Origin of the sequence: Persicitalea jodogahamensis, assembly GCF_014651615.1 — a bacterium.
Taxonomy (GTDB): domain Bacteria; phylum Bacteroidota; class Bacteroidia; order Cytophagales; family Spirosomataceae; genus Persicitalea; species Persicitalea jodogahamensis.
On sequence record NZ_BMXF01000001.1, the window covers coordinates 1 to 25971 of the forward strand.

19 protein-coding genes are annotated in these 25971 nt (G+C 53.1%); 7 read left to right on the forward strand and 12 right to left on the reverse strand.

Annotated elements, in window-relative coordinates:
* The 9 genes from IE117_RS00005 to gcvT all read right to left on the reverse strand — a co-directional run.
* A partial coding sequence (locus tag IE117_RS00005) for an ATP-binding protein (RefSeq protein ID WP_189562168.1) occupies nucleotides 1-2311 on the reverse strand: 2311 nt, incomplete at its 3' end.
* Nucleotides 2312-2402: 91 nt separating this feature from the next.
* Nucleotides 2403-2975, reverse strand: coding sequence for a hypothetical protein (locus IE117_RS00010; RefSeq protein WP_189562170.1), 573 nt, complete (start codon nucleotides 2973-2975; stop codon nucleotides 2403-2405).
* Between the two features lie 125 nt (nucleotides 2976-3100).
* The gene (locus tag IE117_RS00015) at nucleotides 3101-3547 is read right to left on the reverse strand and encodes a DMT family transporter (protein WP_189562172.1); all 447 of its coding nucleotides are present in this window, start codon (nucleotides 3545-3547) and stop codon (nucleotides 3101-3103) included.
* 127 nt (nucleotides 3548-3674) lie between these two features.
* Nucleotides 3675-4148, reverse strand: a complete 474-nt coding sequence (locus tag IE117_RS00020; protein ID WP_189562174.1) for an Lrp/AsnC family transcriptional regulator — start codon at nucleotides 4146-4148, stop codon at nucleotides 3675-3677.
* A 182-nt stretch (nucleotides 4149-4330) separates the two neighbouring features.
* Complete coding sequence (gene fcl / locus IE117_RS00025) at nucleotides 4331-5272, reverse strand: GDP-L-fucose synthase (protein WP_189562176.1); 942 nt, start codon at nucleotides 5270-5272, stop codon at nucleotides 4331-4333.
* A 123-nt stretch (nucleotides 5273-5395) separates the two neighbouring features.
* The gene (locus IE117_RS00030) at nucleotides 5396-5818 is read right to left on the reverse strand and encodes a secondary thiamine-phosphate synthase enzyme YjbQ (protein ID WP_189562178.1); all 423 of its coding nucleotides are present in this window, start codon (nucleotides 5816-5818) and stop codon (nucleotides 5396-5398) included.
* A 29-nt stretch (nucleotides 5819-5847) separates the two neighbouring features.
* The gene (locus tag IE117_RS00035; RefSeq protein ID WP_189562180.1) at nucleotides 5848-7689 is read right to left on the reverse strand and encodes a hypothetical protein; all 1842 of its coding nucleotides are present in this window, start codon (nucleotides 7687-7689) and stop codon (nucleotides 5848-5850) included.
* Between the two features lie 89 nt (nucleotides 7690-7778).
* On the reverse strand, nucleotides 7779-8489 hold the full coding sequence (locus IE117_RS00040) for a 2-phosphosulfolactate phosphatase (protein ID WP_189562182.1): 711 nt from the start codon (nucleotides 8487-8489) through the stop codon (nucleotides 7779-7781).
* A 121-nt stretch (nucleotides 8490-8610) separates the two neighbouring features.
* On the reverse strand, nucleotides 8611-9687 hold the full coding sequence (gene gcvT / locus IE117_RS00045; protein ID WP_189562184.1) for a glycine cleavage system aminomethyltransferase GcvT: 1077 nt from the start codon (nucleotides 9685-9687) through the stop codon (nucleotides 8611-8613).
* A 264-nt stretch (nucleotides 9688-9951) separates the two neighbouring features.
* On the opposite strand from gcvT, the gene IE117_RS00050 reads away from it, so the two are divergent.
* From IE117_RS00050 to IE117_RS00070, 5 genes are all read left to right on the forward strand, one after another.
* The gene (locus IE117_RS00050; protein ID WP_189562185.1) at nucleotides 9952-10401 is read left to right on the forward strand and encodes a hypothetical protein; all 450 of its coding nucleotides are present in this window, start codon (nucleotides 9952-9954) and stop codon (nucleotides 10399-10401) included.
* Nucleotides 10402-10612: 211 nt separating this feature from the next.
* Complete coding sequence (locus tag IE117_RS00055; RefSeq protein ID WP_189562187.1) at nucleotides 10613-11308, forward strand: S24 family peptidase; 696 nt, start codon at nucleotides 10613-10615, stop codon at nucleotides 11306-11308.
* Between the two features lie 165 nt (nucleotides 11309-11473).
* Nucleotides 11474-13726 (forward strand): ATP-dependent helicase, encoded by a 2253-nt coding sequence (locus IE117_RS00060; protein ID WP_189562189.1) that lies wholly within the window; start codon nucleotides 11474-11476, stop codon nucleotides 13724-13726.
* Nucleotides 13727-13826: 100 nt separating this feature from the next.
* Nucleotides 13827-15323, forward strand: coding sequence for a DUF4301 family protein (locus IE117_RS00065; RefSeq protein WP_189562191.1), 1497 nt, complete (start codon nucleotides 13827-13829; stop codon nucleotides 15321-15323).
* Between the two features lie 388 nt (nucleotides 15324-15711).
* Entirely contained in the window at nucleotides 15712-18708 is a 2997-nt protein-coding gene (locus IE117_RS00070; protein ID WP_229580061.1) for a S8 family peptidase, read from the forward strand.
* A 320-nt stretch (nucleotides 18709-19028) separates the two neighbouring features.
* Here the strand turns inward: IE117_RS00070 and IE117_RS00075 are convergent, their stop codons facing one another.
* Nucleotides 19029-20834 (reverse strand): glycosyltransferase family protein, encoded by a 1806-nt coding sequence (locus IE117_RS00075; RefSeq protein ID WP_189564157.1) that lies wholly within the window; start codon nucleotides 20832-20834, stop codon nucleotides 19029-19031.
* A gap of 98 nt (nucleotides 20835-20932) precedes the next feature.
* Here IE117_RS00075 and IE117_RS00080 point away from each other — a divergent pair, with 98 nt between their 5' ends.
* Nucleotides 20933-21088, forward strand: a complete 156-nt coding sequence (locus IE117_RS00080) for a DUF2256 domain-containing protein (protein WP_308439254.1) — start codon at nucleotides 20933-20935, stop codon at nucleotides 21086-21088.
* 111 nt (nucleotides 21089-21199) lie between these two features.
* Nucleotides 21200-22789 carry a glycoside hydrolase family 10-like protein gene (locus IE117_RS00085; protein WP_189562195.1) on the forward strand — a complete coding sequence of 530 codons (1590 nt, stop codon included), beginning with the start codon at nucleotides 21200-21202 and terminating at the stop codon, nucleotides 22787-22789.
* A 58-nt stretch (nucleotides 22790-22847) separates the two neighbouring features.
* Here IE117_RS00085 and araA read toward each other — a convergent pair whose 3' ends face one another.
* On the reverse strand, nucleotides 22848-24338 hold the full coding sequence (gene araA, locus IE117_RS00090; protein ID WP_189562197.1) for an L-arabinose isomerase: 1491 nt from the start codon (nucleotides 24336-24338) through the stop codon (nucleotides 22848-22850).
* Nucleotides 24331-25968, reverse strand: a complete 1638-nt coding sequence (locus tag IE117_RS00095) for a ribulokinase (protein ID WP_189564158.1) — start codon at nucleotides 25966-25968, stop codon at nucleotides 24331-24333. Before IE117_RS00095 ends, araA begins: the two co-directional genes overlap by 8 nt.
* Nucleotides 25969-25971 lie beyond the last annotated feature (3 nt).

Genomic DNA, 25971 nt, shown 5'->3' on the forward strand with positions numbered 1-25971 from the left:
GCCCTTGCGCGTCTGAGAGCAGGTCCGGCCCGCTCAACTCAGCGGCCAGATTGAACAAGGCCTGGGCTTTTTTTATTTTTAAAGGTTCTTTTTTTGTCAGAAAGGGTTCCGCCACATCATTGAATAGTACATAGTACCTTTCGCAAGTATCGCCATCCAATAAACCTGTAAAATTTACCCACTGCCAGCCCCATTCTTCCCATATCTCCTCAGATGCTTCCTCGTGGGGGAGGGTTTTTAGTAAATATTCGTGAACGCCTTGGTGAGCTTGAAAAAAATCAAGGTGCGTCATAAACGCCATCAATCGCATGGCCTCGGGTTGGGTGGCCCAGGCAGTCTGGATTATTTCCCTCACGGTATCGGAGCCGTATTCCGCGTCGGCGGTCAGGATTTGGTTCAGGCGGCGCAGCACGAAGTATTCCCCCACAAGATCAGGTTCCAGTCCTTTATACACTTTCGCGCCTTCCACTTGCCTAAAGCCACTCATGCGGCTGTACAACACTTCATCCACGCGCTCCGTACGGGCTAAGTGCAGCCAGTCGTAGCCTCGGTTGCGTATATTTTTTAACTGGTTACTGCTCAGGCCGCGCGTGAGCGTAGCGAGAGCCAGTAAGTTCAGGTGCTTGTCGGCCAGGGGGTGGTCGACTATCTTCCAGAGATTTTCCTCCTCGCGCACCAGCAAATTGTCCAACAAATCTGCTTTGTTCCAGCCCCGGATGTTCTCGCCCTCCACGAGGGCCATGCCCGCAAAAAAGGCAAAAAGCGGTCGGTCAAGTGGGTCCATGCCGTGAAGAGTTTCCAGGGTTACAGCGGGGTCGGAGGGCGGGCGCTTGTGATTACGGTGGTGGATTTGGGAAATGATGTCCCAACGCAAATCGCCGAGCGGAGGCAGGGCCAGCATATCGGAGGATTGGGGCTTCTCATCACCTACGTAGCAACTTCGTTTGACTTCGGTGGCGAGGGTGAGCCGCTCCCACCAGTCGGTGCGGATATCCCGCTCCAGTAGCAGCACCCGCACCGGGTGTTGGTAGTGTTTTTGGTGGTGTTCGAGTGTTTTCAGTAGTTCTTTTACCGCTTCGAGATACAGCGTTGCGTAGTCGATCACGATCAGAGTGGGGTGCCTGGGTTGCCAGTTGACCCAAAGCCCCATATTTTCCAGGGAGTGTTTTTCCAGGAAACCCGCATAGTAGTGCCAGCTTTTGAGTTGGCGGCACAGCCTTAGCGCAGTTCGGCTTTTGCCGCTACCGCCCGCTCCGGTGAGCATCCACCAGCAAAAGCGACGTTCGGGATTGGTAAGGACAAACTGCCGCAGCTGTTCCAGTTCACTATCGCGTCCCACAAAGTCGGTATACTCAGCTTTGTAGTGGTAGTCATAATGCTTGGCCGCGCTTCGTTCGGGCAAATACAAATCCGGCTGGTGATGCAAGCGGATTTCGTCTAGGATTTCGGCTTTTGCCTCCCGCACGTGGCGGTTAAGCGACCTCAGACATTCTACCGTAAGTTCGTGGGCATGGTTGAAGTCGCGGGAGAGCGTTTCCAGCACTTCGGGCAGGTTAGACAGTTTATCAAGTGCCGCCAAAACACGCGTGAGCTTTTCACCATTCTGTTGGCTGGTACGGGCGTTGAATTCCAGCAAATAGATAAAATAGGCGACCTGGGCGCGACGGTTGTCCTGGTCTTTGAGGAGTTCATGAAAATGTTGCCGTACTAGAATCGCTAAACCATAGGCAATAGCGGATTCAAAGTTTTCGGGAAAATTGTCGGGGCGGTAATATACGTCGTCCCAGTCCTTATAGGGTTCAGTAAAAAGGTTTTGGAAAAGCGCATGGTCGCGCAGGACAAACACTTCAATGTCTTCCTTTTCAAGTTCCAGCCCACGTAGCTGTACCTTACCAATTCGCTCAAAGAGGTTATGGAAAGCAGCCCGGCCTGCCTCGTCCAGTTCTACACCGTAATAATCGAGTAATTCCTTTTTGAGCTGAGGTACAGCCTTCGCAATAGCTTCTTGCAGGGCTTTTTCCAGATCACTGTTGATGCCATAGCTGAGCTTTTCACCCACATTCCCAATGTGGTTAGCCAGAAAACCACTGACCAGCCCTCCACTAACCTCGCCCGCTTTGCCGTAAAGTTTAACCAAATCCTCGACCTGCTGGGTATCGGTAACGGTGTCATGCAGATGTTTTACAAGTTCGTGAGCTAGACCATTGTCCGAACAAGTACCAAGAGCCGCCGTGGTTGCTCCAAAAATGGCAATCCTTCCAATCGTGGGCAGGGCGTTTTTAATCTGTTCCAGGGTGGGGACACGGTCCATGAAGAGCGAGCACTGTGGGTGAGAGGGATAGGAAAACTAAAAATAGAGATGCATATACTAAATAACAAATTCTGCATCCCCATGAGCGCCTTCACCCATTAAATATTTTTCCATCTGTAATTGCCTCCCGATGACTTTCCAGAAATTCCCGGAAAAGCTGGATTTGCTGTTCCTGAACGGAAAAATCCATGTTCAGGTCGTAGTTCTCCTGGTATACTTCCTGGAAATCGGTAATGACATAACGCAGCGTGCGGACGCCCTTGGGTTTCAGGGCCAACAAATAAAAATTTTGGTGGTTATGCGTAAAGCGGCCTGGTGTGTAACGACCGGTCGTTTTCAGGTCCACAGCCATAGTTTTGCCCACCACATCGACGTAACCATACAGAAGTACATCCCCAAGCTGGTACTGGCAATAAACCTGCGTGTCGGCCATGGGACGCGGCAACAGGGCGCGGGCCTTGCGAAGTACTTCGGGGCTGAAGTATTCTTCGTCAGTTCCTTTAATGACAGCTTCTTCAAATGACACCCCTTTGGCCTGCGCCTGTGTCTGGGGAATGGGTACACGATTGATCCTGTCCAACAACTCCTGCTCAGTTAGGTAGCCTTTCTGAAAGCGGGCAAAGGTATTAAGGAGCGTGGGGTAAATTCGGTAATGGATATCCATTTTGATGTGGAATTGTGTAATCGTTGAACTGTTTAACTGATATTAAATTGTTTAACACCCAGGTAGATACTAAATTCGATTCCACGATTCCACGATTCCACGATTCCACAAAAAAACTACCTCCCTCAGTTTTTCAAAATCAAATATACCCCCACAACTAAAAATCCCACGCCAATCATGCGCATTGGGCTGACCGGGGTAATCGAAAAGCCCAGCCAGCCATAGTGATCGATGATAATAGCGGCGATAAGCTGCCCGGCAACGGCCAGGGCAAGCATGTTGGCAGGCCCGAGTTCGCGGACGATAAAGATGACCGACAGCACGTAGAATGAGCCAAACGCACCGCCAAAGAATTTCCACCAACTCACCTGCCGCAACGACTCTAACGAAGGTACCGGCCCCGTATTGAAAAAAGTAAAGGCAAAAATAAGTACTGTCAACCCGCCCGAAAACGAGATGATGGCCGCCAGGATCGGGTTGTCGATCGCCACCCGCATTTGCGAGTTGACCCCCGCCTGGATGGTGGTGGCCATGCCGATGATGAAAGCCAGGAAAATGAAAATCCAGTACACTTCTCGACGGAATGGTGAAAAGACTGTTTGACCGGACGGGTAGGATATCCGTTCGGTAAACCCGGGCTCAACAAAAACTAATTTGCCGAACGGTAGGGCCAGGCAGGAAATTTGGTTTGACTGCTACTCAGGGGATGGGCAGAATCTTGCTGTCCTTGAAAGTGGACATGATGACCATCGTTGTCGTGTTGGCAACTTCCTCGATTTCGTTGATCGTTTCAAGCATCAGCTTCTGGTAAGAACTGATGTCTTGCGAAATGACTTTCAGGAGGAAATCGCCCGTGCCGGTGATGTGGTGGCACTCAATGATTTCAGGAATGGTGTTGACAGTAGCTACAAACGAGTCGGTCGTCACTTTTTTGTGACCCGTCAGCGAGATCTGGACAAAAGTCGTTACGCCGAGACCAACCTTGGCGGGATCGAGTTGGGCATGATAGCTTTTAATGATGCCACCCTGTTCGAGTTTCTTAACGCGTTCGAGCGTGGGAGCGGGCGAGAGGCCGATTTCTTTGGAGAGCTGCGCGTTGGTAATTTTGGCGTTCGATTGCAGTATTTCGAGTACCTTACGATCTATCTGATCGAGTTTCAGGTTGGAAGACATTTGCTTTGCACAGATTAAAATGATGCTTATTTATTGCCGCAAAGCTAGTTAGTTTCCCGAATATTGTTACTAATTTAGGAAGGAATATTATTCAATGGTGAAATAATAGTAGGCAAAAACTCCATTTCGCCTACTATTATTAGGTTTAAACCAGCTGCCGTTCAGCTTGTTTTTGGCTCAGCTTAAACAGCATAGGTCTCTGTTTTCCGCAGGAAATCCTGGTACGTAGCCCGGATGCCTTGTCCGATGTCCGTCGAGTGCTGCCAGCCCAGACCATGAAGCTTACCTACGTCCATCAACTTGCGGGGGGTGCCATCGGGTTTGTCTGTATTCCAGTGAATCTCACCCTCATAGCCCACCACTTCTTTGATCAACTCAGCCAGGGATTTGATGGTCAGGTCGTCGCCCGTACCGACATTCACCAGTTCCGGTTCATCGTAGTTTTGCATCAGGAAATAGCAGGCGTCGGCCAGGTCGTCGGCATGCAGGAACTCACGGCGCGGCGAGCCGGTCCCCCATAGCTGTACGGCTGGCTTGCCTTCCACTTTGGCTTCATGAAATTTCCGGATCATCGCGGGTAGTACATGCGAGTTTTCGAGATCGTAGTTGTCGTTGGGGCCATACAGGTTGGTGGGCATTACCGAAATGAAATGGCTGCCGTACTGACTGCGATAGGCCTCGCAAAGTTTGATTCCCGCGATTTTGGCAATAGCGTAAGGCTCGTTGGTCGGTTCGAGCGTGCCAGTCAACAGGTAGTCTTCCCGCAAAGGTTGCGGTGCCATTTTGGGGTAAATGCAGGACGACCCCAGGAACATCAGTTTTTTGACGCCATACTGGTGGGCACTGTCAATGACATTGTTCTGGATCTGCAGATTTTCCAGCAGAAAGTCGGCGCGATAAATATTATTAGCCATGATGCCGCCCACCTTGGCAGCAGCCAGAAAAACGTAGTCGGGGCGCTCCTCGGAAAAAAACTCCCGTACAGATGCCTGTTCGCGCAAATCCAGTTCGGTGGATGTGCGGACGACAAAGTTGGTATACCCTTCCGCTTTCAGCTTGCGGTGGATGGCCGAACCCACCATACCCCGGTGTCCGGCAATGTAAATCTTCGCGTTCTTTTCCAAAGTGTTTTCGAGAGTTTTTGTTTTTAACCCACTTACCAAATGCCGGGTTCAGAGCAAAAGTAATAATCTTGGAATTATATGCCGGCAGAAACCCGCTATTCTGCATTCGGCAGATCTCTTCGCCTAAATTCCATAGACAGTCAGTACCAGACTCCGCCCTGCCGCCCGATCCCGGTGTTCACACAGGTAAATGCCCTGCCATGTACCCAGATTAAGTCGCCCGTCGGAAACAGGAATGCTCACTGAACTACCTAAAATCGCTGCTTTCAGATGCGCGGGCATGTCGTCGCTGCCTTCGTAGTTATGAACGTAGTAGGGCGCATTTTCGGGAACCATCTTATTGAAATGGCTCTCGAAATCCTGCCGTACCGTCGGGTCGGCGTCTTCGTTGATCGTCAGGCTCGCTGATGTGTGCTTGATAAACACATGCAGAATCCCGGCGCTCAGAGAACGTAATTCAGGAATTTCGCGCTCCACCCGTTCGGTAATCAAATGAAAACCCCTCGCAAACGCGGGCAATCGGATCTCACGCTGAAAAACCTGCATTGTTTGAAAAGGAGCTATGTTTCCAAAGATTAATTATCCACTATCACCCTGGCTGATCCCCGACTCGTACCCGTGCCGCAGGCATTTTTAAGCGAGCTGATCGTGAAATCCGTAGTGGTCTTAGGTGACACCGAGATAAGATAGGGGTTCAGAAAGGTACCTTGCACGGCGCTGCCGTCCGAAAGGGTGAACGACCAGGGTGGCAGCCCGTTCTTGAACTTAAGCCGGATGCGGGTGGAATTGCCCGGCGTAATGGCTCCCTGGCCTGAAACTTCTCCCACGGCCATATCCGGGGCAATCACCTGAATTTCCTGGGCCTCGCTCGCCACGCCCGGCGCGGTAGCCACAATACGGATGCGATGCGTCGAAAGAGTATCACGCATGGAAGATGGCGTTATTTTTACCTTCAAAGGGCTTTCCTTACCCGTGGTGGGCATGTCCACGTAGCGGCCCGTGCTGTCGGACACCTGCACGATGAATTTGTTGGCAGCGTAGAATCTGCCCGTTGTGGTAAAGGGCACGGAGATTTCGCCGCCCGAGCAAATCAGAGTCTGTGAGGGCTTTTCCATCACAATATTAGAAGGAGGCACATCCACCGCTACGTAGGCACTGCCGCTGAAAGTACCTACTCCGCAAAGCCCGCCCGCCGATGTGATTTTGTAAATGGTGGAGTTATAAGGCGCCACCTTGATGCTGTAGGGCGAGGTCAGAATATTGTTTTCGTAAGTACCATCGGATAGCAGCACGAACCATGGCCCGCCGCCCTGAAACTGCAGCGTCAGATCGGCACTGCCGCCCTCTTTTAGTTTGACCGAATCTCTGCGCAGTACGGTCTGCGTGGGAGCGGCGATAGTAATGCGGGTGCTGTCGCTAACCAGGCGGGGCGAGGTGGAGATGATGCGCAGGGTATAGTCGCCCGTGGGCGTACCGGCCGGCACGCGGGCCATGATTGGAGCGGTAGTATCGCCGGAAGTAATGTTCTTAAAGGCACCTTTGCTATCCGAAATCTGCACCAGGAAATTATTGCCCGCTTTGTACGCGCCCGTCGCGCTGAAATTCACCTGAAAAGGCGTGTTGGTACAAACGCGATAGCCCTTATCGGGGTCTTTCAGGGCCAGACGTGGCTCGGGGTTGGCATCGACATTAACGATCACGCTGCCCTCAACGCTGCCGCTGCCGCAGGCATTGGATACGCCGAGCAGTTTGTACGTTTTGATTTTTTCGAGTTTCGTAGATAAATAGTAGGGGTTGGTAACGGTTTCAGTGATTGTTGTGCTGTCGGACAACTGGAACGACCATGGCCCCGACCCCGTAAAACTGACCCGCAACTGCGCGTCCTGACCAGGCATGATGCGTGAAGAGGTAGAACCATCAGCGGATTCCAGCCGTGCCGTGGGGGTGGGTAACAACCGCAGTGAAACCTCGCTACCAACTACTGCCGGGCTGGTGGAAACTACCCGCAGACGGTACAGATGCCCACCGCGCTTGTCAGCCGGAATGGTCGCCATGATTGGTCCTTTTTTTACCCCCTCCGAAACGGCAACGAAGTTGCCCCGGACATCCACGAGCTGCACGGAAAAAACATTGTCGTCATTAAACGGTCCCTGCGGTGTAAAAGGTACCATAATTCGGCTACCGGGACATACCGAGTAATACGAGACATTTCCCGTGCGGATGGCGAAGGTCTGGATGCTGTCCGCGATGTTTTTACCGAACTGGTCAGGCTTTTTTTCGGGTTCCACCATGTCGCGGTCGGGGTTGTTCAACGAGGTGTCAGCTTGCGGTACATTAGGTATGACCTGCGCCCCAGCGGAACCCGCTAAAACCAGAAATAGGAAGAAAGAAAAGGCAAGCGGAAGAACTCTAATCATTGCTCAACGATTTAGCATCAGGTTTTCAAACGAAAAAACAAGGCGATCAGTCAGTGGAAACCTGTTTTTTCGTTTTTGAAGGGAAAAAATCAATGCATGGCCACCAGGCGGCTGCCGCGCAGCACGGGTACGACATCGTAGAGGTCGGTTTGCAGTGAATACGAAATGTCTTTCTGGATGCCCAGCCGCTGCAAGCGCCGCACGTGTGAGGAGTTGGCAACAAAATTGAGCAGATTGCCCCGGCCCTGCTGGTATAAGCGCTGCGCCATCAAAGCAGCATCTTCCACTAAAATAAACTCGTCTTTCAAGGCCTCGGCCAATGCCCCGGCGAAAAGCGTGTCTTCCAGGTTGGGGCGCCCTTTCCAGCCTGCACACAGTACCAGCACATCGTATTGCTCGGAACGGAGTTCGTTTACCAGAGCGCCCAAATTCAAAAATGCTCCGATCAATACCTTCACCGCGGCCGACTTGGCCTTGGCGATGGAAAGGGTGCCGTTGGTGGTCGTCATAGCGATGTGCGAGCCGATTAACCTTTCCGACATATAGCTGAAAGGCGAGTTGTCGAGATCGAAGCCCTCCACTTTCATCGCGTTGCGCTCGGCGGCGGCGAAGTACCCCTTCTCCTGCAGCGCTTTACACTCCTCCACAGTGGCTACGGGCGTGATACTGCCCACCCCATAGGCCAATCCCGTCACCATGCAGGAAGTAGCCCGGAAAATATCAGCCACCACCACTACCACATTATTCAACTGATGCAAATGCAGCAAATCAGGCGTCAGGCAAACGTCAAGTTGTTTCAAGATTTGATTTTGAATGAATGATTTGTCATAGTTTTAAACAATTCCAAAGTACCTGATTTTCAATACCCTTAAATTGGGTTTTTACTGAAAAGTACTTAGGTGCTTTGGAACTTTGCCACTTTCAAAGAAACGGCAGTTTCACCACTTTCGCCCCCAATAACTTATCACGCACTTTTACGCGGATTTCGGTGCCGGGCTTGGCATAGGCAGTAGGTACATAACCCATACCGATTCCTTTTTGCAGGGTAGGGGAGATGGTGCCGGACGTGACTTCGCCGATTTTTTCGCCTTCGGGATTGCAGAGGTCGTAGTGGCCGCGCGGGATGCCTCGCTCCGTGAGCTCGAAGCCGACCAGCTTACGGTGTAAGCCAAGTTCTTTTTGGGCTTTGAGGGCCTCGGCGTTGATGAAGCTTTTGTTGAATTTAGTGACCCATCCCAGGCCCGCCTCCAGCGGGGAGGTAGTGTCGTCAATGTCGTTACCGTACAGGCAGTAGCCTTTTTCCAGCCGCAACGTGTCGCGCGCGCCCAAGCCTACCGGTTTGATGCCAAACTCGGCTCCGGCAGCGAAGATTGCGTCCCACATGGCTTCGGCGTCTTTATTCCAGACGTAAATTTCGAAGCCGCCTGCTCCTGTGTAGCCTGTGGCCGAAATAAGCACATCGTCGATGCCGGCCATCGTGCCGGTTTTGAAAGTGTAATAGTCCATCGCTGTCAGATCCTCGTCGGTTAGTTTCTGGAGCGTGGCTGTGGCCTTCGGTCCCTGCACGGCCAGCAGACACAGTCGGTCGGAAATGTTTTCCATTTCCACCCCTTCGGTGTTGTGACTCGTGATCCAGGCCCAATCTTTTTCGATATTGGAGGCATTCACTACCAGATAGTATTCGTTCTCATCGTGGCGATACACAAGCAAATCGTCCACCACGCCGCCCGTGGCGTTAGGCAGGTAGCTGTATTGTACTTTTCCGTCAAAAAGCGTGGCGGCGTCATTGGCCGAGACTCTTTGAATCAGGTCAAGCGCTTTGGGTCCGCGCAACACGAATTCACCCATGTGCGACACGTCAAAAACACCAACACCATTACGGACAGTGTGGTGTTCGTCCAGGTCGGACGAGTAGCGGACGGGCATCTCGAAGCCGGCGAAAGGCACCATTTTGGCACCCAGCCTGACGTGCACTTCGTGCAGGGGTACTTTTTTCATCTGGTTTGGTAGCAGTTGTAATCGGGAGCAAAAGTAGGGAAGAAAAGGCACAAAGGCACAGAGGGGTAGAGGTGCGAACCGAAAAAGGAGCAGGAAGGATGCGAAAAGAAAACGCGTAAACGAGTTAGTGACCTACTGAGGGAGTATGTAAAAACCAATGCACTCACTCCCAGAATGGCATACTGCGAGTCACTCCCAAAGCTCGGCAAACAGCGTATCGGCATCTGAGAAATTCATCTATTTTTGCCCGTAAAATTAACCTATATGAATATAAAAGCTCTTCTCCCATGTCTAATCGCGCTGGTACTAGTGTTGCCGGGTTGTGTTCGACAACAACCATCAGCCGATCCGCTCAGCCATTCGGGAGCGGTGATTGCGGTGGGCAAGGGCGGCGGATTCTCCGGGACGGTGCGGGAATACCGCCTGTTGGATTCGGGTGAGGTGTTCGTGAAAGAGCCGGGTGCTGAGGGTTTTCAATTCGTAAAAAGGGAAAACCGGAAGAAAACAAAAAACTGGTTTCACCAACTGGAAGAGATCGGGTTCAGACAACTCGATTACGATCATCCGGGGAATGTGTACCAGTACATCCTGCTAAAAAAGGGTAATTCAGAGAACAAAGTCATGTGGAGTGGCGGCGACAAGAATCTGCCCTCCGGGGTGGCGGATTTTTACACGGAATTAATGGGTGAGTGGATAGGAGACAAAAAGAAGTGATGCGCAGAGCCATTTTTTGCCTGTGCTTTTGGAAAAAAAAGGGGAGTCGCTTAATTACAAAAAGACGCTAGTCCATGTGCGGAAGCAGGAGTGGTTTATAAATTTTTAGTGCTTTTTGGGAATATATATTCTAGGAATTCGTACTTTTATGTCATAATTGTATTTTACTTTTGGCATATAATACTACACATATAAAATATATATTCCCGAAATGAAAGAAACCGACAATTCCATCCAGGATCGACTAAAGCAGGTATTCGACGCTCTTGGAATCACCATTTACCAGATTGCCAAGGACTTAGACGAAAACTCTTCCAAATTCTATAATATCCTTAGCGGTCGGGCCAAACCTTCTTATGACACGATCATCGGCATCCTGAATCATTATCCGCAGGTACGTTCCGATTTTCTTTTGCGGGGTGAGGGCCCGGTACTGGCCGACGGTGGTTATTCCAACGCTTACGTGAGTATGGATGAAACGGACTACGTGGAAGTACCTTTCGTACCCGTGAAATTTCACGCCAGTTTTGTGGAAAGCTACGGCGAAGGATACCGTTTTGAGGATCTGGATTCGTGCACGGTCAGCAAGGATTTGGTGAGCAACCTGAAAGAGCCTGTGGTGCTGGAAGTGTCGGGAAACAGCATGAGTCCGCAGCTCGTTCACGGTGCCCGCATCCTGGCCGTCCCCGTGGACACGGGCGACTGGATTTATCAGTCAGGCGGGGTATTTGCCGTAATTTATCGCGATTTCTTCGTGGTGAAGCGGATTCGCGAGAACGATCTCCTGACCAAACATTACCTTACCCTGCACTCGGACAACCCGATGGGAGGTAGTGTGACGGTGCCTTCCAACGAAATCCGCGGCATCTGGCGCGTGGCCAACATCGTAAGCGCTCCGGTGGAGTAAGCCGTGAGCGGCCTGACTTTTTTTCCTAACTTTGATGTTTGAGGAAGCTGTAGGCTGTAAGCTATAGGCGGTAGGCTTTTCGGTAGCCAGGCCTAAAGCTTATAGCCTATTGCTTGTTGCAACTGACGACTGCGCTTTTTACCATCGAAGATTAGGAAATAAAGTATGACTGATTACTTATCGAGCTTGAACGAGCCTCAGCGCCAGGCGGTGATGCATGGCGAGGGGCCGCTCATGATTATTGCCGGGGCGGGGTCGGGCAAAACCCGCGTGCTGACTTTCAGGATCGCTCATCTTATTGAGAATGGGGTCGATCCCTTCCGTATTCTCTCCCTTACCTTTACCAATAAAGCCGCCGCCGAAATGCGCCACCGCATCGAGACGAGCGTCGGTTACGAGGCCCGCAACATCTGGATGGGTACTTTTCACTCGGTGTTTGCCAAAATACTGCGCATCGAAGCCAAGTACCTGGGCTACACCAGCAACTTCTCCATTTACGATACCGACGATTCCAAGTCGCTGCTGCGCAGCATTATCAAGGAGTTCAATCTCGACGATAAGGTTTACAAAGCCAACGCGGTCTTCAACCGTATTTCCGGGGCCAAAAACCGGCTGGTGTCAGCGGATGATTACCTGAACAACAGCATCATTCAGGCCGACGACAAGGCGGCACGGATGCCCGAGATCGGGCGGTTGTACAAAGCATACACCGTCCGCTGCTTCCAGGCCAACGCCATGGATTTCGACGATCTGCTGTTCAATACCAACGTTCTTTTTCGCGACTTTCCGGAGGTACTTTACAAGTACCAGCACAAGTTTCACTACGTGATGGTGGATGAGTTTCAGGATACCAACGTTTCGCAGTACCTGATCACCCGAAAGCTGTCGGCCGTACACCAGAACATCTGCGTGGTGGGCGACGACGCGCAGAGTATTTATGCTTTCCGGGGGGCCAATATTGAGAACATTCTCAATTTCGAGAAAGACTTTCCTGCCGTTCGTACCATCAAGCTGGAACAGAACTACCGCTCCACGCAGAACATCGTCAACACGGCCAATTCGGTCATTGCCCGCAACAAGGCACAACTCCGGAAGGAGGTTTTCACCGAAAATGAGGAAGGAACACTGATCGATGTCATCAAGGCCAACTCCGACAACGAGGAAGGCCGCCTGGTCGTGACTTCCATTTTTGAGGAAAAAATGCAGGGTAGTTTGCGGAACAATGACTTCGCCATCCTGTATCGTACCAATGCCCAATCGCGCTCCTTTGAAGAAGCCCTGCGGCGGCTAGGCATTAAGTACCGCATCGTGGGGGGGCTATCTTTTTACCAGCGGAAAGAAATCAAGGACTTACTGGCGTACCTGCGCTTTATCGTCAACCAGCAGGATGAGGAAGCGTTCAAGCGCATCATCAACTTACCCAAGCGTGGCATCGGCGACACCACGGTAGCCAAAATCACCGTGTCGGCGGCAGAGAACAGCGTGCCGATCTGGGATGTTGTCAGCAACATCCACCAGTATGTAAGCGGCCGGGCCACGGTACCTATCGATAAGTTTGCCTACCTCATCAAGAGTTTCATGCTCATGATCGACCAGGGCAAGGATGCCTTCGAGGTGGCGACGCATGTAGCCAAAACCTCCGGCATTCTGCGAGAACTATACGAGGACAAGACGGTAGAGGGGCTTTCGCGCTACGAAAACGTACAGGAATTGCTCAACGCCATCAAAGAGTTCGTGGATAATCCCGAAAACGAGGATAAGACGCTCGGTACTTTCCTGCAATCGGTGGCGCTGCTGACCAACGCCGACGAACCCGACGATGACGGCGATAACGACCGTGTAACGCTGATGACAATTCACTCCGCCAAAGGGTTGGAGTTTAAAAACGTGTACGTCGTTGGGATGGAGGAAGATCTCTTTCCCAGCCAGATGATGCTTGAAAGCCGGCAGGATTTGGAAGAAGAGCGGCGGTTGTTTTACGTGGCCATTACCCGCGCTGAGCAGAAACTCACCTTTTCTTACGCCGAAAGCCGCTACCAGTGGGGCCGCCTGAAAATGTGCGAACCCAGCCGTTTTCTGCTGGAGGTCGATCAGCGCTTTTTGAACACGACCAAGGCTACGCGCGAAATGGCCACCCGCGAGACGCAGCCCGCTCCGATGGGTTTTCTGAAAAATATCACCCAAAAGACGGCTCCTTCCCGGGCTCCCGTGGCTACGCACCAGCCCTCCGAAGGCTTTGCCCCCAGCGACACCTCAGGCTTGACCGAAGGACAGAAAGTCGAGCATCCGAAATTCGGTTTCGGTGTAGTGAGTAAAATGGACATCAATGGCACCGACCGTAAGGCTACGGTGAAATTCGATGCCGTTGGCGAAAAAACCCTGCTCCTTAGTTTCGCCAAATTACGAATTGTGGAATAGTTTTTTAAGGAAACCGTAAATTTCGGAAACTTTGGTCTTTCCTAATAAAACTTAAAATAATACCCTAAATCAACACCCTAATAACCTTCAAAATATGCTAATGTTGAGTGAAGAAGACCTGAAGCAGGTCAAAGAGCGCGGCACCGACCCCGCGCTGGTAGAAGAGCAAATCCAATTTTTTGTCGATGGGTTTCCATTCCTCAACCTGTCGAAGGCAGCGACGGTCGGGAATGGTATCATCCGGCTGACAGACGATAAAATGGAGGAGGAAGTAAGGCTTTTCGAGCTGCAGATCGACGAAGATGACCTGTCGCTGCTCAAATTCGTTCCTGCTTCCGGCGCAGCCACCCGCATGTTCAAGTCTCTTTTCGCTTTTTTGGAAGAAGGTAAATCGGATAAATCGGTAGAAGAGTTTTTCGGGAACCTCGAGAAGTTCGCCTTTTACCGGGACTTAAAAGACGTGATGGCCGCCGACGGCCACGATATTACCACTGCCGAACATTCGGTTATCGCCGAGTATTTTCTCACCGAGAAGGGGCTGGGCTACGGGAATCTGCCCAAAGGACTGCTCAAATTTCATAATTATCCCGACGGAGCCCGCACGCCGCTGGAGGAGCACCTGGTAGAAGGAGCGTTGTATGCCAATGCCAACAAGCGCGTGCAGTTGCATTTCACGGTGTCGCCCGAGCATCGCGACAAATTTGAAAAACTGGTTGTAGAGGCGCGGTCGGACTACGAGAGTAAGTACGGCGTGAAGTACTTCGTGTCGTTTTCGGAACAGCAGGCCGCTACCGACACCGTTGCGGTAAATATGGACAACACGCCTTTCCGCGAGAAGGATGGCAGCATTTTATTCCGCCCGGCAGGACACGGGGCTTTGCTGGAAAATCTGGCAAGTCTGGAAGCGGACGTGATTTTTATCAAAAACGTAGATAACGTTGTACCCGACCATCTGAAAGAAACTACCATCACCTACAAAAAGGCAATTGCGGGGGTACTTCTGGATTATCGCGCCGCCATTTTCAGCTATCTCGATCGTCTCGATCAGGGCACCGACGCAGCCCTGCTGGACGAGTTGGATGCGTTCTTTCGGAATGAACTTTGTGTCATGCCGCCCGAAGAATTCGCTTCCTGGAACGAGGAGAATAAGGCTGATTATTTCCGCAAGAAATTGGAACGACCTTTGCGCGTCTGTGGAATGGTGAAGAACGTTGGCGAACCGGGTGGGGGGCCTTTCTGGGCCAAGAATTCCGATGGATCTTCTTCACTGCAAATCGTGGAATCGGCTCAGGTCGATATGGACGACGACGACCAACAGACCATTTTCAAGAACGCTACGCATTTCAATCCCGTTGACTTGGTTTGCGCGATGAGAGACCGAAATGGCAACACCTATCCGCTCCGCAAGTTTCGTGACCCGATGACGGGTTTTGTTTCTAACAAATCGAAGGACGGTCAGGAGCTCAAAGCCCAGGAACTACCCGGCCTCTGGAACGGCGCGATGGCCGACTGGAACACGCTATTCGTGGAAGTACCCCTTATCACTTTTAATCCGGTAAAAACGGTGAATGACTTGCTGCGCGAGCAGCATCAATAGAGCGGGAAGCGATACAAGCAAGGAAAAAAGGTACGGCTGAAATAAGATTCAGCCGTACCTTTTTTTTAGGACATACACGAAGTGTATGGTAAATTTTGTCTGTTTCTTCATTCATCCGCGATATGCTTGATTGAAGCGTAAGACCTGTTTTTATCAGTGTGGGGTGGTTCATTCATTAATTTCTGAGATTTAGCGACAGTATGAAGTTTACCTACCAGAATAAGTTGAAAGTATATCTCATATTTTCTGCATTATGTTTGTTTTCTGGTAGTAAAGTCAGTAATTAGGTGAATCAATTTGCTTGTCAGGAAAATTTGTTAAATATTAGTGTAACTATCATTTAACGCAAGTTCGTTTTTCACCTTTCCCCTAACCTATTCAAAGTACCATGACGAAACCATTACCTCTTTTCAGGGCCGTAGTCTACACCATTATGGCCCTGTTCCTTGCATCGTTTGCGGTGCAGGCGCAAACACCAGCCGCTGTGAAGGCCGCGGCCCGAGCTGCCAAAGTCAGCACTGACCTGCTGCCCGTTATCGAAAATAACGGCATCAATACGCAAGCCCCATTTCCTGGTGGATTAGTACGCGAAAATCTGTTCATGACCGAAGGCAATTCCATTGCCATCAGCGCTGTGGCCAATTCCGAGCAGGAGGGCCAGGCCCTACTTCAGAGTCTGCAGGCTCTTGGCCTGACTAAAGGCCGTGTGCTTAAGCAACAGGTAACGGGCTACCTTCCCATTGATAAGCTGGACGATTTGAAGAATGTTTCCGTGTTGCGTTCTGCCCGTCCGTCTTACAAACCCATACATAACGTAGGGTCTGTTACCTCGCAGGGAGATACTTCGATGCGCTCCCACATTGCCCGCACCACTTACGATGTGAATGGGGCGGGAGTGAAGGTTGGGGTGCTTTCCGACTCCTACGATAGACTCGGCGGTGCCGCTTCGGGAGTTGCTTCGGGCGATTTGCCAATGAACGTTGAGGTATTGAAAGAATTCAGTGGTGATGGTGGCATCGACGAAGGCCGGGCTATGATTGAACTGATCCACGATGTCGCCCCCGGCTCTCCGCAGGCCTTTTATACGGCTTTTGAAGGGCAACTCGATTTCGCGGCTGGTATTCGGGCCCTGGCTGCTGCCGGTTGTAAAATTATTACCGATGATGTCTCTTATTTTGCCGAACCATTCTTTCAGGATGGCCCCATTGCCCAGGCGGTCGATGACGTAGTTAGTAATAGTGGTGTTACCTATTTCTCCTCAGCGGGCAACTCGGCCCGGCAATCTTACCAAAGTGCTTACCGGGGAACGACACCACCTGCCAGCCCTACGTACTATGTGGGCGCGCACAACTTTTGGGGGGGGGATAAGTTCCAGTCACTTACCATTGGGGCTGGCCGGAGCATCACCATCGCTTTCCAGTGGGACGACCCCTTTTTCTCCGTCAGTGGTGGCAGTGGTGCCCGGACAGATATGGATTTGCTAGTCTACTTTAATGGGACTTTTCTGTCACAATTTTCATCACAAGCCGAGAGCATAGGGGGGGATCCCGTCGAGATCATCGGCCTTAGGAATACTGGCAGTAGCGCATTGACTATCGAACTGGTGCTCGCCAAGTATGAGGATGTAACTACGGGAAGTACGCCTGACCCGACTCTCGTAAAATGGGTGAATTTTGGCAATGACGTTCCCACCGAGTATGATACCAAAAGCTCGACAGTAGTGGGTCATTCCAATGCCACCAGGACAATTGCAGTGGGAGCAGCTCCTTTTTACAACACACCTGCTTACAATAATGCATTGTCTACGGCTACTATCGAGCCGTTTTCTTCAGCCGGGGGTACCCCCATCCTTTTTAGCACCAACGGTACCCGGCTTGGTGCGCCTGTTGTACGCCAGAAACCAGAAATCACGAGCGTCGATGGTACCAATACCACATTCTTTATCTCAGATACTAACCGCGATACCGATGCATTTCCAAACTTCTTCGGCACCTCGGCGGCGGCTCCGCATGCGGCTGGCGTGGCAGCCCTGATGAAGCAGAAAGCGCCCGGCATTAGCCCTGCGGCTATTCTGACCGCCCTGGAAAATACGGCCCTGGATATGGACGACCCCTCCACGCCGGGCTTCGATGCAGGCTTCGACTTTGGTACCGGCTACGGCTTTATCCAGGCGGATAAAGCCATTCAAGCTATTTTGCCCGCAAACCCCACCTTCGCCATCACGGGCGTAACCACAATCAGCTGCAGCCCCGTGCCGGGTAACCCCAACAAACGTTCGCTAACCTTCATGCCGAAGTACAGCGTCCTGAACGGGCAACCCATCACTTTCTCAGTGGCTAGTGAGACGCTTCCAACTACCGCGCCGGGGCCCTATACGATCGAAATTTATATCGATAATCCCACCATTACGCTCAAGGCCACCCAGCAGGGAACCAGCGGCGAGGCAAGATTCATTTATAACTGGCTGGCCGTTTGCGGCACCACCCCGCCCACTCCTGATCCGGAGCCAACCAATTTCGTCATCACAGACGTGACGACTATCAGTTGCAACCCCACGCCGGGCGACCCCAACCGGCGCTCGCTGACTTTCAACCCTCAGTATAGCGGAACGAATGGACAGCCCATTACTTTCTCCATCGTTAATGAGAAGCTTCCGACTACCGCGCCGGGCCCCTACACCATTGGAGTGTATACCGACCGACCGACCATTACTCTTAAAGCCACTCAGCAGGGTACCAGTGGCGAGGCGAGTTTCGTCTACAACTGGCTGGCCGTTTGTGGCACCACTCCGCCCGCTCCCACTCCGGAGCCAACCAATTTCACCATTACGGGCGTAACTACCATCAGTTGCAGCCCCACGCCGGGCGAACCCAACAAGCGCTCGCTGACCTTCGATCCCCAATACAGCGGAATCAACGGCCAGCCTGTCACTTTCTCGGTCGTCAGTGAGAAGCTCCCGACGACTGCGCCGGGCCCCTACACACTTGGAGTGTATATTGATAACCCCACTATTACGCTCAAAGCTACCCAACAGGGTACCAGTGGCGAGGCAAGTTTCGTTTACAACTGGCTGGCCGTTTGCGGTAGTAGCAGTGCGCGGTTCGGGGCCGGGTCAGAAGAGGCCAATGGTTTGAATGTTGTCATGTTGGGTAACCCCGTGGAAGATGGCCGGGTGTCGGTGATGGTGCGTGGTGCTGCCAGCCAGCCGGTCAATATGATTCTGACTGACACAAGAGGCAAAGTAATTGGTAGTCACCAGATCGAGCAGGCGGGCCGGGAAGAGCAGCACGTGTTCGAGGTAAGCCGTCAACCAACGAGCCTACTTCTGCTGAAGGTAAGTACCCCTACCGAATCTAAAACGATAAAGGTGCTCAAAGTCCAATAGGTTAGAAGAGCGCATCTGAAACGCAACGTGCCCCGGCTAAGTCTAGCCGGGGCACGTTGCGTTTCAGGTTTTAGGCAAATTGTTCGCCTCCCTCAGGAAATGAAAGGATCGCCTTTCTCTTTTTGCTTCGAACACGTGGTGAAGAAAATGGAAAGAGGCCAGAAGAGTACGGCTACTAGGGCTTTACTCCAATTGGGCTGGTCCGGGTTCTCTGTTACGGCTCTCCTGCCATACCATATCAGTAATAAAGCTACGATGATCCATACATTTTCCATTTGCTCAGCTTTAGGTGATTGATCTATCAGACAATTTCAGGTTAACTACGGCTTCTTCCGCTTCACCGCCAGATCGTGCGCCGTGTCGTAGTAGGAACGCAGGTTGGTCCAATCGAATACATCCGAAATATTCTCCACACGATTGCGCTGCATAATGCGGTCGCGACGGTTCATTTTTACAAACTTGAAAAGAATGTCGGCCATCTGGTCGGCGGCCTGCGAATAGTTCTGAGTCTTGCGGTTGATGACATAGATGCCTCGGTTCTCATAATCGCGCATGATCTGCATGATGTAGTCGCCAAAGCCCGACAAGTCACTGGTGACGGTGGGTACACCCCGCACCACGCATTCGAGCGGTGTGTAGCCCCAGGGTTCATAATAGCTCGGGAACACGCCAAGGTGGCAGCCGCGTACAAACTGCCCGTAGTCCAATCCAAAGAGTGGGTTGGTGGAAGACACGAAGTCGGGGTGGTAGACGATCTTGACGCGGTCGCGCTCATTATTGACGAGGTTGGCCTTGCGGCAGAAATCAGTGATGCCGTCTTCCTGTTTCAGATCGTGGGTGACAAAGGCGGGTAGTTCATCCGTTTTCCAGGATTGGATGGTGCGCCGCAGCCGTAGCCGCCAGTATTCGTCTACGAACTGGTTGAGGTCCGGCATTTTGTGGTCGGTGCCGGCGGCCGTTGCCAGGAAAAGTTTTTCTCCAACCTGCTTCTCGATGGCCGTGGTAGTTTCGTGCAGTTCGTCCAGTACCGCCCGCGAATGCAGTACATCGGGATTGATGGAAAAATAGGGCTGCTTGGTAATGATGAACATCACAACCGTCATCTCCGAACCGGTCTGAATCAATCGCCAGTTAAGACGGGCCAGCGCTTCCAGCGTCAGGTCGTAGCCCTTGTTGCTGAATTCGTAGCGCCCCGATGTAAATAGGTAAAGGGTATTGTCAAGGTCAAAAGAGTAGCTCGGAAAAAAGTGGCCCAGTACAAACTCGTGGATTTTCTCCTTGTATTTGAGGTGCAGATTCTGGAATTCGTGTACAGCCTGGAATCGCATGACATTCAGGCCGTTAGGAGTTACCAGATCGGGAATCCGGCCTAAAAAGACCTCACATTCGCGGGCAGTGACATCGCTCACGGTGGTTAGGACATGGGCGTTTTGGGCGGCCTGTCGCTCGAAAGCGGCCTGTGTCACAATGCCGTAATGGCGGGCTTCGTGTTCCCAGTCGAAGAAGGGGAGTTTGTTGTAAAAACCCTCCACGTTTTGGGCCAGGTACCGTCCCAGCATGGTGGCGTGGGTCGTGAACGTGATGGCAATCTTGACATTGGCCTGGCGCAAACCGGGTAGTCCGCTGCTTGACATCCACTCATGAAACTGCACGGCAATGTCGGCTTTCTTGGCGTTTTCGGCGGCAAATTCCGTGAGATAAACGCGCAACATTTCACCAAAAACGATGGTTTGATTCACCAGATCTTCGGTGTTGATGGTCGAAATCCGCTGCTCTTCCCAAAGGCGAAATTTTATCTCATCCAGCCGATCCATGGAACTCATGACGTCGAATAGAATAACCCGGGGCTTGCCCGTTACCAGCCAGTAGCCGTAGTGGACACCATAGCCCATTTCGCGCATGGCCGCTACGGTGCGGCCCGCCGCCGTATCATCGAGTTCTTCGATGGGTTCGAACTCCGACAATGCCCTCTGGGGGAAGTACGGGCCAAGCAGATAATACCCCTCGCCCCATTTTTCCACCATCGCGGGTACCTTGGTACGGATGACGGTATAAATACCGCCGACCTGGTTGCAAACCTCCCAGGCGGTCTCGAACAGGATGGTATTCTTTTGTTTTTTATCTATGTTTTCCAAATCAGGGTACAGTTAGCAGATAGTAAGGTGAGGTATGAAAGGTACTATATTCCGTTAAAATCACAAAGATTCCTGCATTTACCATGAAAATGAAAAAAAAATCAGACTTACCCACGAAAGTATGCAATAACTGCGGGCGCCCCTTTGCGTGGCGGAAAAAGTGGGCAAGCAATTGGGAGGAGGTAAAATATTGTAGCGACCGTTGCCGCTCACAACGTTCCAAGCCATTGAAAGATAGCGGCTAGCGGCGGTTAAGATGGATTCGGAGGAGATTGAAAGCGGCCATGAACCCACCAAAATTGCCCTAAAATCCGTTACTTTGACGATTCAAGAAAAGACTATGATTGATTGTCGGTGTGAAAAAAATTGGTTTTGGACTCTTATCTCCCTTTCTCCTGTATTTCGGGCTCAGTGCATGCCAGGCGCAGCCAGAAGCCTTTGAAGTAGAACGGCCGCCTAAGCGGGAGTTCAGGGCGGTTTGGGTAGCTACGGTAGATAACATCGACTGGCCGAGCCAGAAGAATCTCACGCCTGATCGCCAGCGTGCGGAATTTGTCGATTTGCTGGAATTTTATAAAGGCATTGGCATGAACGCCCTATTCGTGCAGGTACGGGCGGCAGGCGATGCTTTCTACGCCAAGAGTAGCGAACCCTGGTCAGAATGGCTCACAGGCGAACAGGGGCGCCCGCCAGTGCCGTTTTACGATCCACTCGACTACATGGTGCGGGAGTCGCACCGCCGGGGGCTGGAATTTCACGCCTGGCTCAACCTCAATCGACTGGTACACCGCTCGTCGCGAAGCGTATCTTCACAAAATCTCAGCCGAACCCACCCGGCCTGGGTACTTAGTTACGACGGAGCCAAGCTCTTCAATTTCGGCATACCGGAGGTAAGACAGTTTATTACCGAAATGACCGTCAACGTGGCCCGCAACTACGATGTGGACGGGATTCATTTCGACGACTATTTTTATCCCTACGCCGTAGCGGGACAAACGTTGGAGGATGAGGCAACCTTCAAAAAATATGGTCAGGGTTTCGCTAATAAGAATGACTGGCGACGTCACAACATAGATATTCTGATCAAGCAAATCCACGATTCACTGGCCGTGGTGAAGCCGCGCATCAAGTTTGGCATCAGTCCGTTTGGGGTCTGGCGCAACCGCCGCGACGACGCCAACGGCTCCAATACCACGGGCGGCCTGACCTCCTACGACCATCTTTTTGCCGATACGCGCAAGTGGCTGCAGGAAGGCTGGATCGACTATGTGGCACCACAGGTCTATTTTTCAGGGGGCTTTGCCAAAGTACCTTTCAAAAACCTGGTGGATTGGTGGGCGGAGAACAGCTTCGATCGCCATTTTTACGTGGGCCAGGCTGCCTATCGCGTGGGGTACGAAGACAGCGACAAACACTGGCGTAATACTTCCGAAATCCCCGATCAGGTAAGGTACCTTCGTAAAGACGGCGCCGACGGCAGCATATTTTTCAGCTCGCGCTCCCTGCGCCGCAATTCGCTGGGTTTTGTGGATTCGCTCAGAAACGAATTTTACAAATATCCGGCTCTGATACCTTCCATGCCCTGGAAGGACAACGTCGTACCCCTCAGCCCACAAAGGCTCGGTGCCACCCTACAAATGGCGGGACTGAATCTGTTTTGGGAAGCTCCGCCCCTCGCCTCCGACGGCGACTCGGCGACCTACTACGTCATCTACCGGTTTGAAGAAGGCGAAAAACCATCAGCCATTGACCCACGCCGCATTGTAGGGCAATGCTACGAAGGGACGCACTTCACTGATCGTACTGCGGTAGCCGAAAAAAAATACCTGTACTATGTCACCGCCGTGGATCGATTGCACAACGAAGGGCGTCCCGTAGGGCCACTGCGAATTTTGATTCGGGATAATCGTTTGCAGCGTTTTGAAAATGAGATGACTGAAAACTAACGAAAAGTGGAAAGTTTTCAGTCATCACTGCATCATAGTAAGCAGCTGATAACTCAACCTACCGGTAGAGTACCTCCCCAAGCTGCAAATCCTTCTTCAACCCCCGGATGGTCGTGTCCCTGTCGATCACCACCAGTTCCACGCCCAGCATTTCCGCTAAATCTTCGATGTGCTCGGTGCGGAGACTTTGGCTGTACACCGTATGGTGCGCGCCTCCGGCCAGGATCCAGGCTTGTAGGCCGACTTCCATGCTGGGCTGGGGTTGCCAAAGTACCCGCGCCGTGGGTAGTTTGGGGAAATCCTGCGTGCTTTCGACGGCCTCCACCTCATTGACCAGCAGCCGGAAGCGGTGGCCCAGGTCGATCAGCGAGACGTTAAGGGCCGACCCTGCCGCGCCATCGAACACCAGCCGGACGGGATCCTCCTTGCCGCCGATGCCCAGCGGATGCACCTCGCAGCGCACGGGGCCGACGGCGATGCTCGGACAAATTTCCAGCATGTGCGAGCCGAGAACCATAGGGTTTTGGGGATCGAAATGGTAAGTGTAATCCTCCATGAACGAGGTGCCGCCCGGCAGCCCCGTCGCCATCGTCTTCAGCACGTGCACCAGGGCGGCGGTCTTCCAGTCGCCCTCGCCACCGTAGCCGTAGCCCGCCGCCATCATCCGCTGTGAGCCGATGCCGGGCAACTGCCGCATACCGTGCAAATCCTCGAAAGTATTCGTGTAGGCCGAGTAGCCGCCGTCTTCCAGAAAGTACTTCAGGCCCAGCTCGATGCGGGCCGCCTCGACGAGCGATTCGCGCATGGCGCCGCCTTTCACCAACGAGGCCATCAGCCGGTAGCTGTCGGCGTACTCCTGCATCAATTCTTCCATCTCCTCGTCGGAAACCTGGCCGATGACCTTCACCAAATCGCCGACCCCGTGGGTGTTGACTGAGAAGCCGAACTTGATCTGGGCCTCCACCTTGTCGCCCTCGGTCACGGCCACCTGCCGCATGTTGTCGCCGAAGCGCACCACCTTCATCGTCTGCATCCGGTGGCGGGCCACGGCCACCCGCGCCCAGCCGCCGATCTGCGCCAGCACGGCTTCACCCTGCCAGTGGCCGACGACCACCTTCCGGCTGATCTTCATGCGAGTGACCATGAACCCGAACTCGCGGTCGCCGTGGGCCGACTGGTTGAGGTTCATGAAGTCCATGTCGATGTCGGCGAAGGGGATGTCGCGGTTGTATTGGGTGTGCAGGTGCAGCAGCGGCAGCTGCAGGGCCTTCAGGCCGCCGATCCACATTTTGGCGGGCGAGAAGGTATGCATCCAGGTGATGATCCCTACGCAGTTGGGCGTAGCGTTGGCCTCTTTGCACACGGCCAGAATTTCTTCCGGCGTTTTGACCACAGGCTTGAAAACTACCCGCACCGGAATCTGCGAAGCGGCATCGAAAGATTCGGCGATAATCTTGGAATGCTCGTCTACCTGCCGCAGAGTTTCTTCCCCGTACAGATGCTGGCTGCCCGTGACGAACCAAATTTCGTATGCTTTTAAATCAACCATTGTGTTCAGTGAATTTCCCCAGAGATTGGTATCTGGCGTATAGTTTTTGATAAATACTGACTTTCGCCGGATCAGGCGCGTAGCTTTCGTCGAAGCCCGATCCCATGGCTTTCTGGGCCGCAGCAAGGTCCGCGTGGACGCCCGCCGCCGCGGCGGCGTTCATGGCCGCCCCCAGTGCGCAGGCCTGATCCGAGCGGGCCACCCGGATGGGCATATTCAAGACGTCCGAGAGCGTCTGCATCACGAACGGAGATTTTTTAGCCACGCCCCCGATGGCGATCACCTGCCGGATGGGCACCCCTTCCTGAATGTACCGGTCCACGATGGCCTTGGAACCGAAAGCCGTCGCTTCCACCAGTGATTTGAAAACCATCACCGCATCCGTTCCCAGGCTCAGCCCCGTCAGGGTGGCTTTCAGGGTGTGGTTGGCGTCGGGGGTGCGGCGGCCGTTGATCCAGTCGGTGGCCACCGGGTCGTGTTCGGTGACGGGTAGTTGGGCGGCTTTTTCCGAAAGGTGGGGAATCAGCTTTTCGCTCAGCCGGTCGGCGGCGGCATCCCCGAGGAGCTCGCGCACGGGCTCGGTGACGATGCGCTGGAACCAGGCGTAGTAGTCGCCGTAGGCGGATTGCCCCGCCTCGGTGCCCAGCATGCCGGGGATGATCGAGCCGTCCACCTGGCCGCAAATGCCCCGGATGAGCAAATGGCCAATTTCTTCGTTCAGCGCAATAAGCATGTCGCAGGTGGAGGTCCCCATCACGCGGACGAAGGCATACGGCTCGATCCCGGCCCCGACTGCCCCCATATGAGCGTCGAAGGCGCCCACCCCGATGACAACACTAGGGGGCAGTCCGAGCTTTTCGGCCCATTCGGGCGAAATCGTTCCCATGGCCTGATCGGAGGTGTGGGTGTCGGTGTAGAGCCGTTCGCGCAGGCCGGAAAGCAGCGGGTCAAGCCGGGTCAGGAATTCCTCGGAGGGCAGGCCGCCGAACTCTTCGTGCCACATGGCCTTGTGGCCCGCCGCGCAGCGGGAGCGCTTCATGGTCAGCGGGTCGGTGCGGCCCGTCAGCACGGCGGAAATCCAGTCGCAGTGCTCGACCCAGGAAAAGGCCTTGTCGCGGATGGCCGGGTCGGTGCGCAGGGTGCGCAGGATCTTGGCCCAGAACCACTCCGAGGAGTAAATGCCGCCGACGTATTTGGTGAAATCCGTGCCCCAGCCGTGGGCGAGCCGGTTGATTTCCTCCGCTTCGGCGTTGGCGGTGTGGTCCTTCCAGAGGATGAACATGCCGCTGGGATTGTGGGCGAATTCGGGCAGCAGCGCCAGCGGAGTGCCCTGCCGGTCCACCGCCACGGGCGTGGAGCCCGTGGTGTCCACCGAAATACCGACGACGTTTTGCCGAACTTCGGCGGGTGCCTCGGCTAAGGCTCCCTTCACGACGCTTTCGAGTCCTTCGAGGTAATCGAGCGGGTGCTGGCGGAACTGCGAGGCCTCGGCGTCGCAGTAGAGGCCTTTCTTCCAGCGCTCGTAGTAATGCACGGCGGTGCCAACACTTTCCCCGGTGCGGGTGTCGACTACCAGCGCCCGCACGGAGTCCGTGCCGTAGTCGATGCCGATCGTGTAGGGATTGCTCAATTT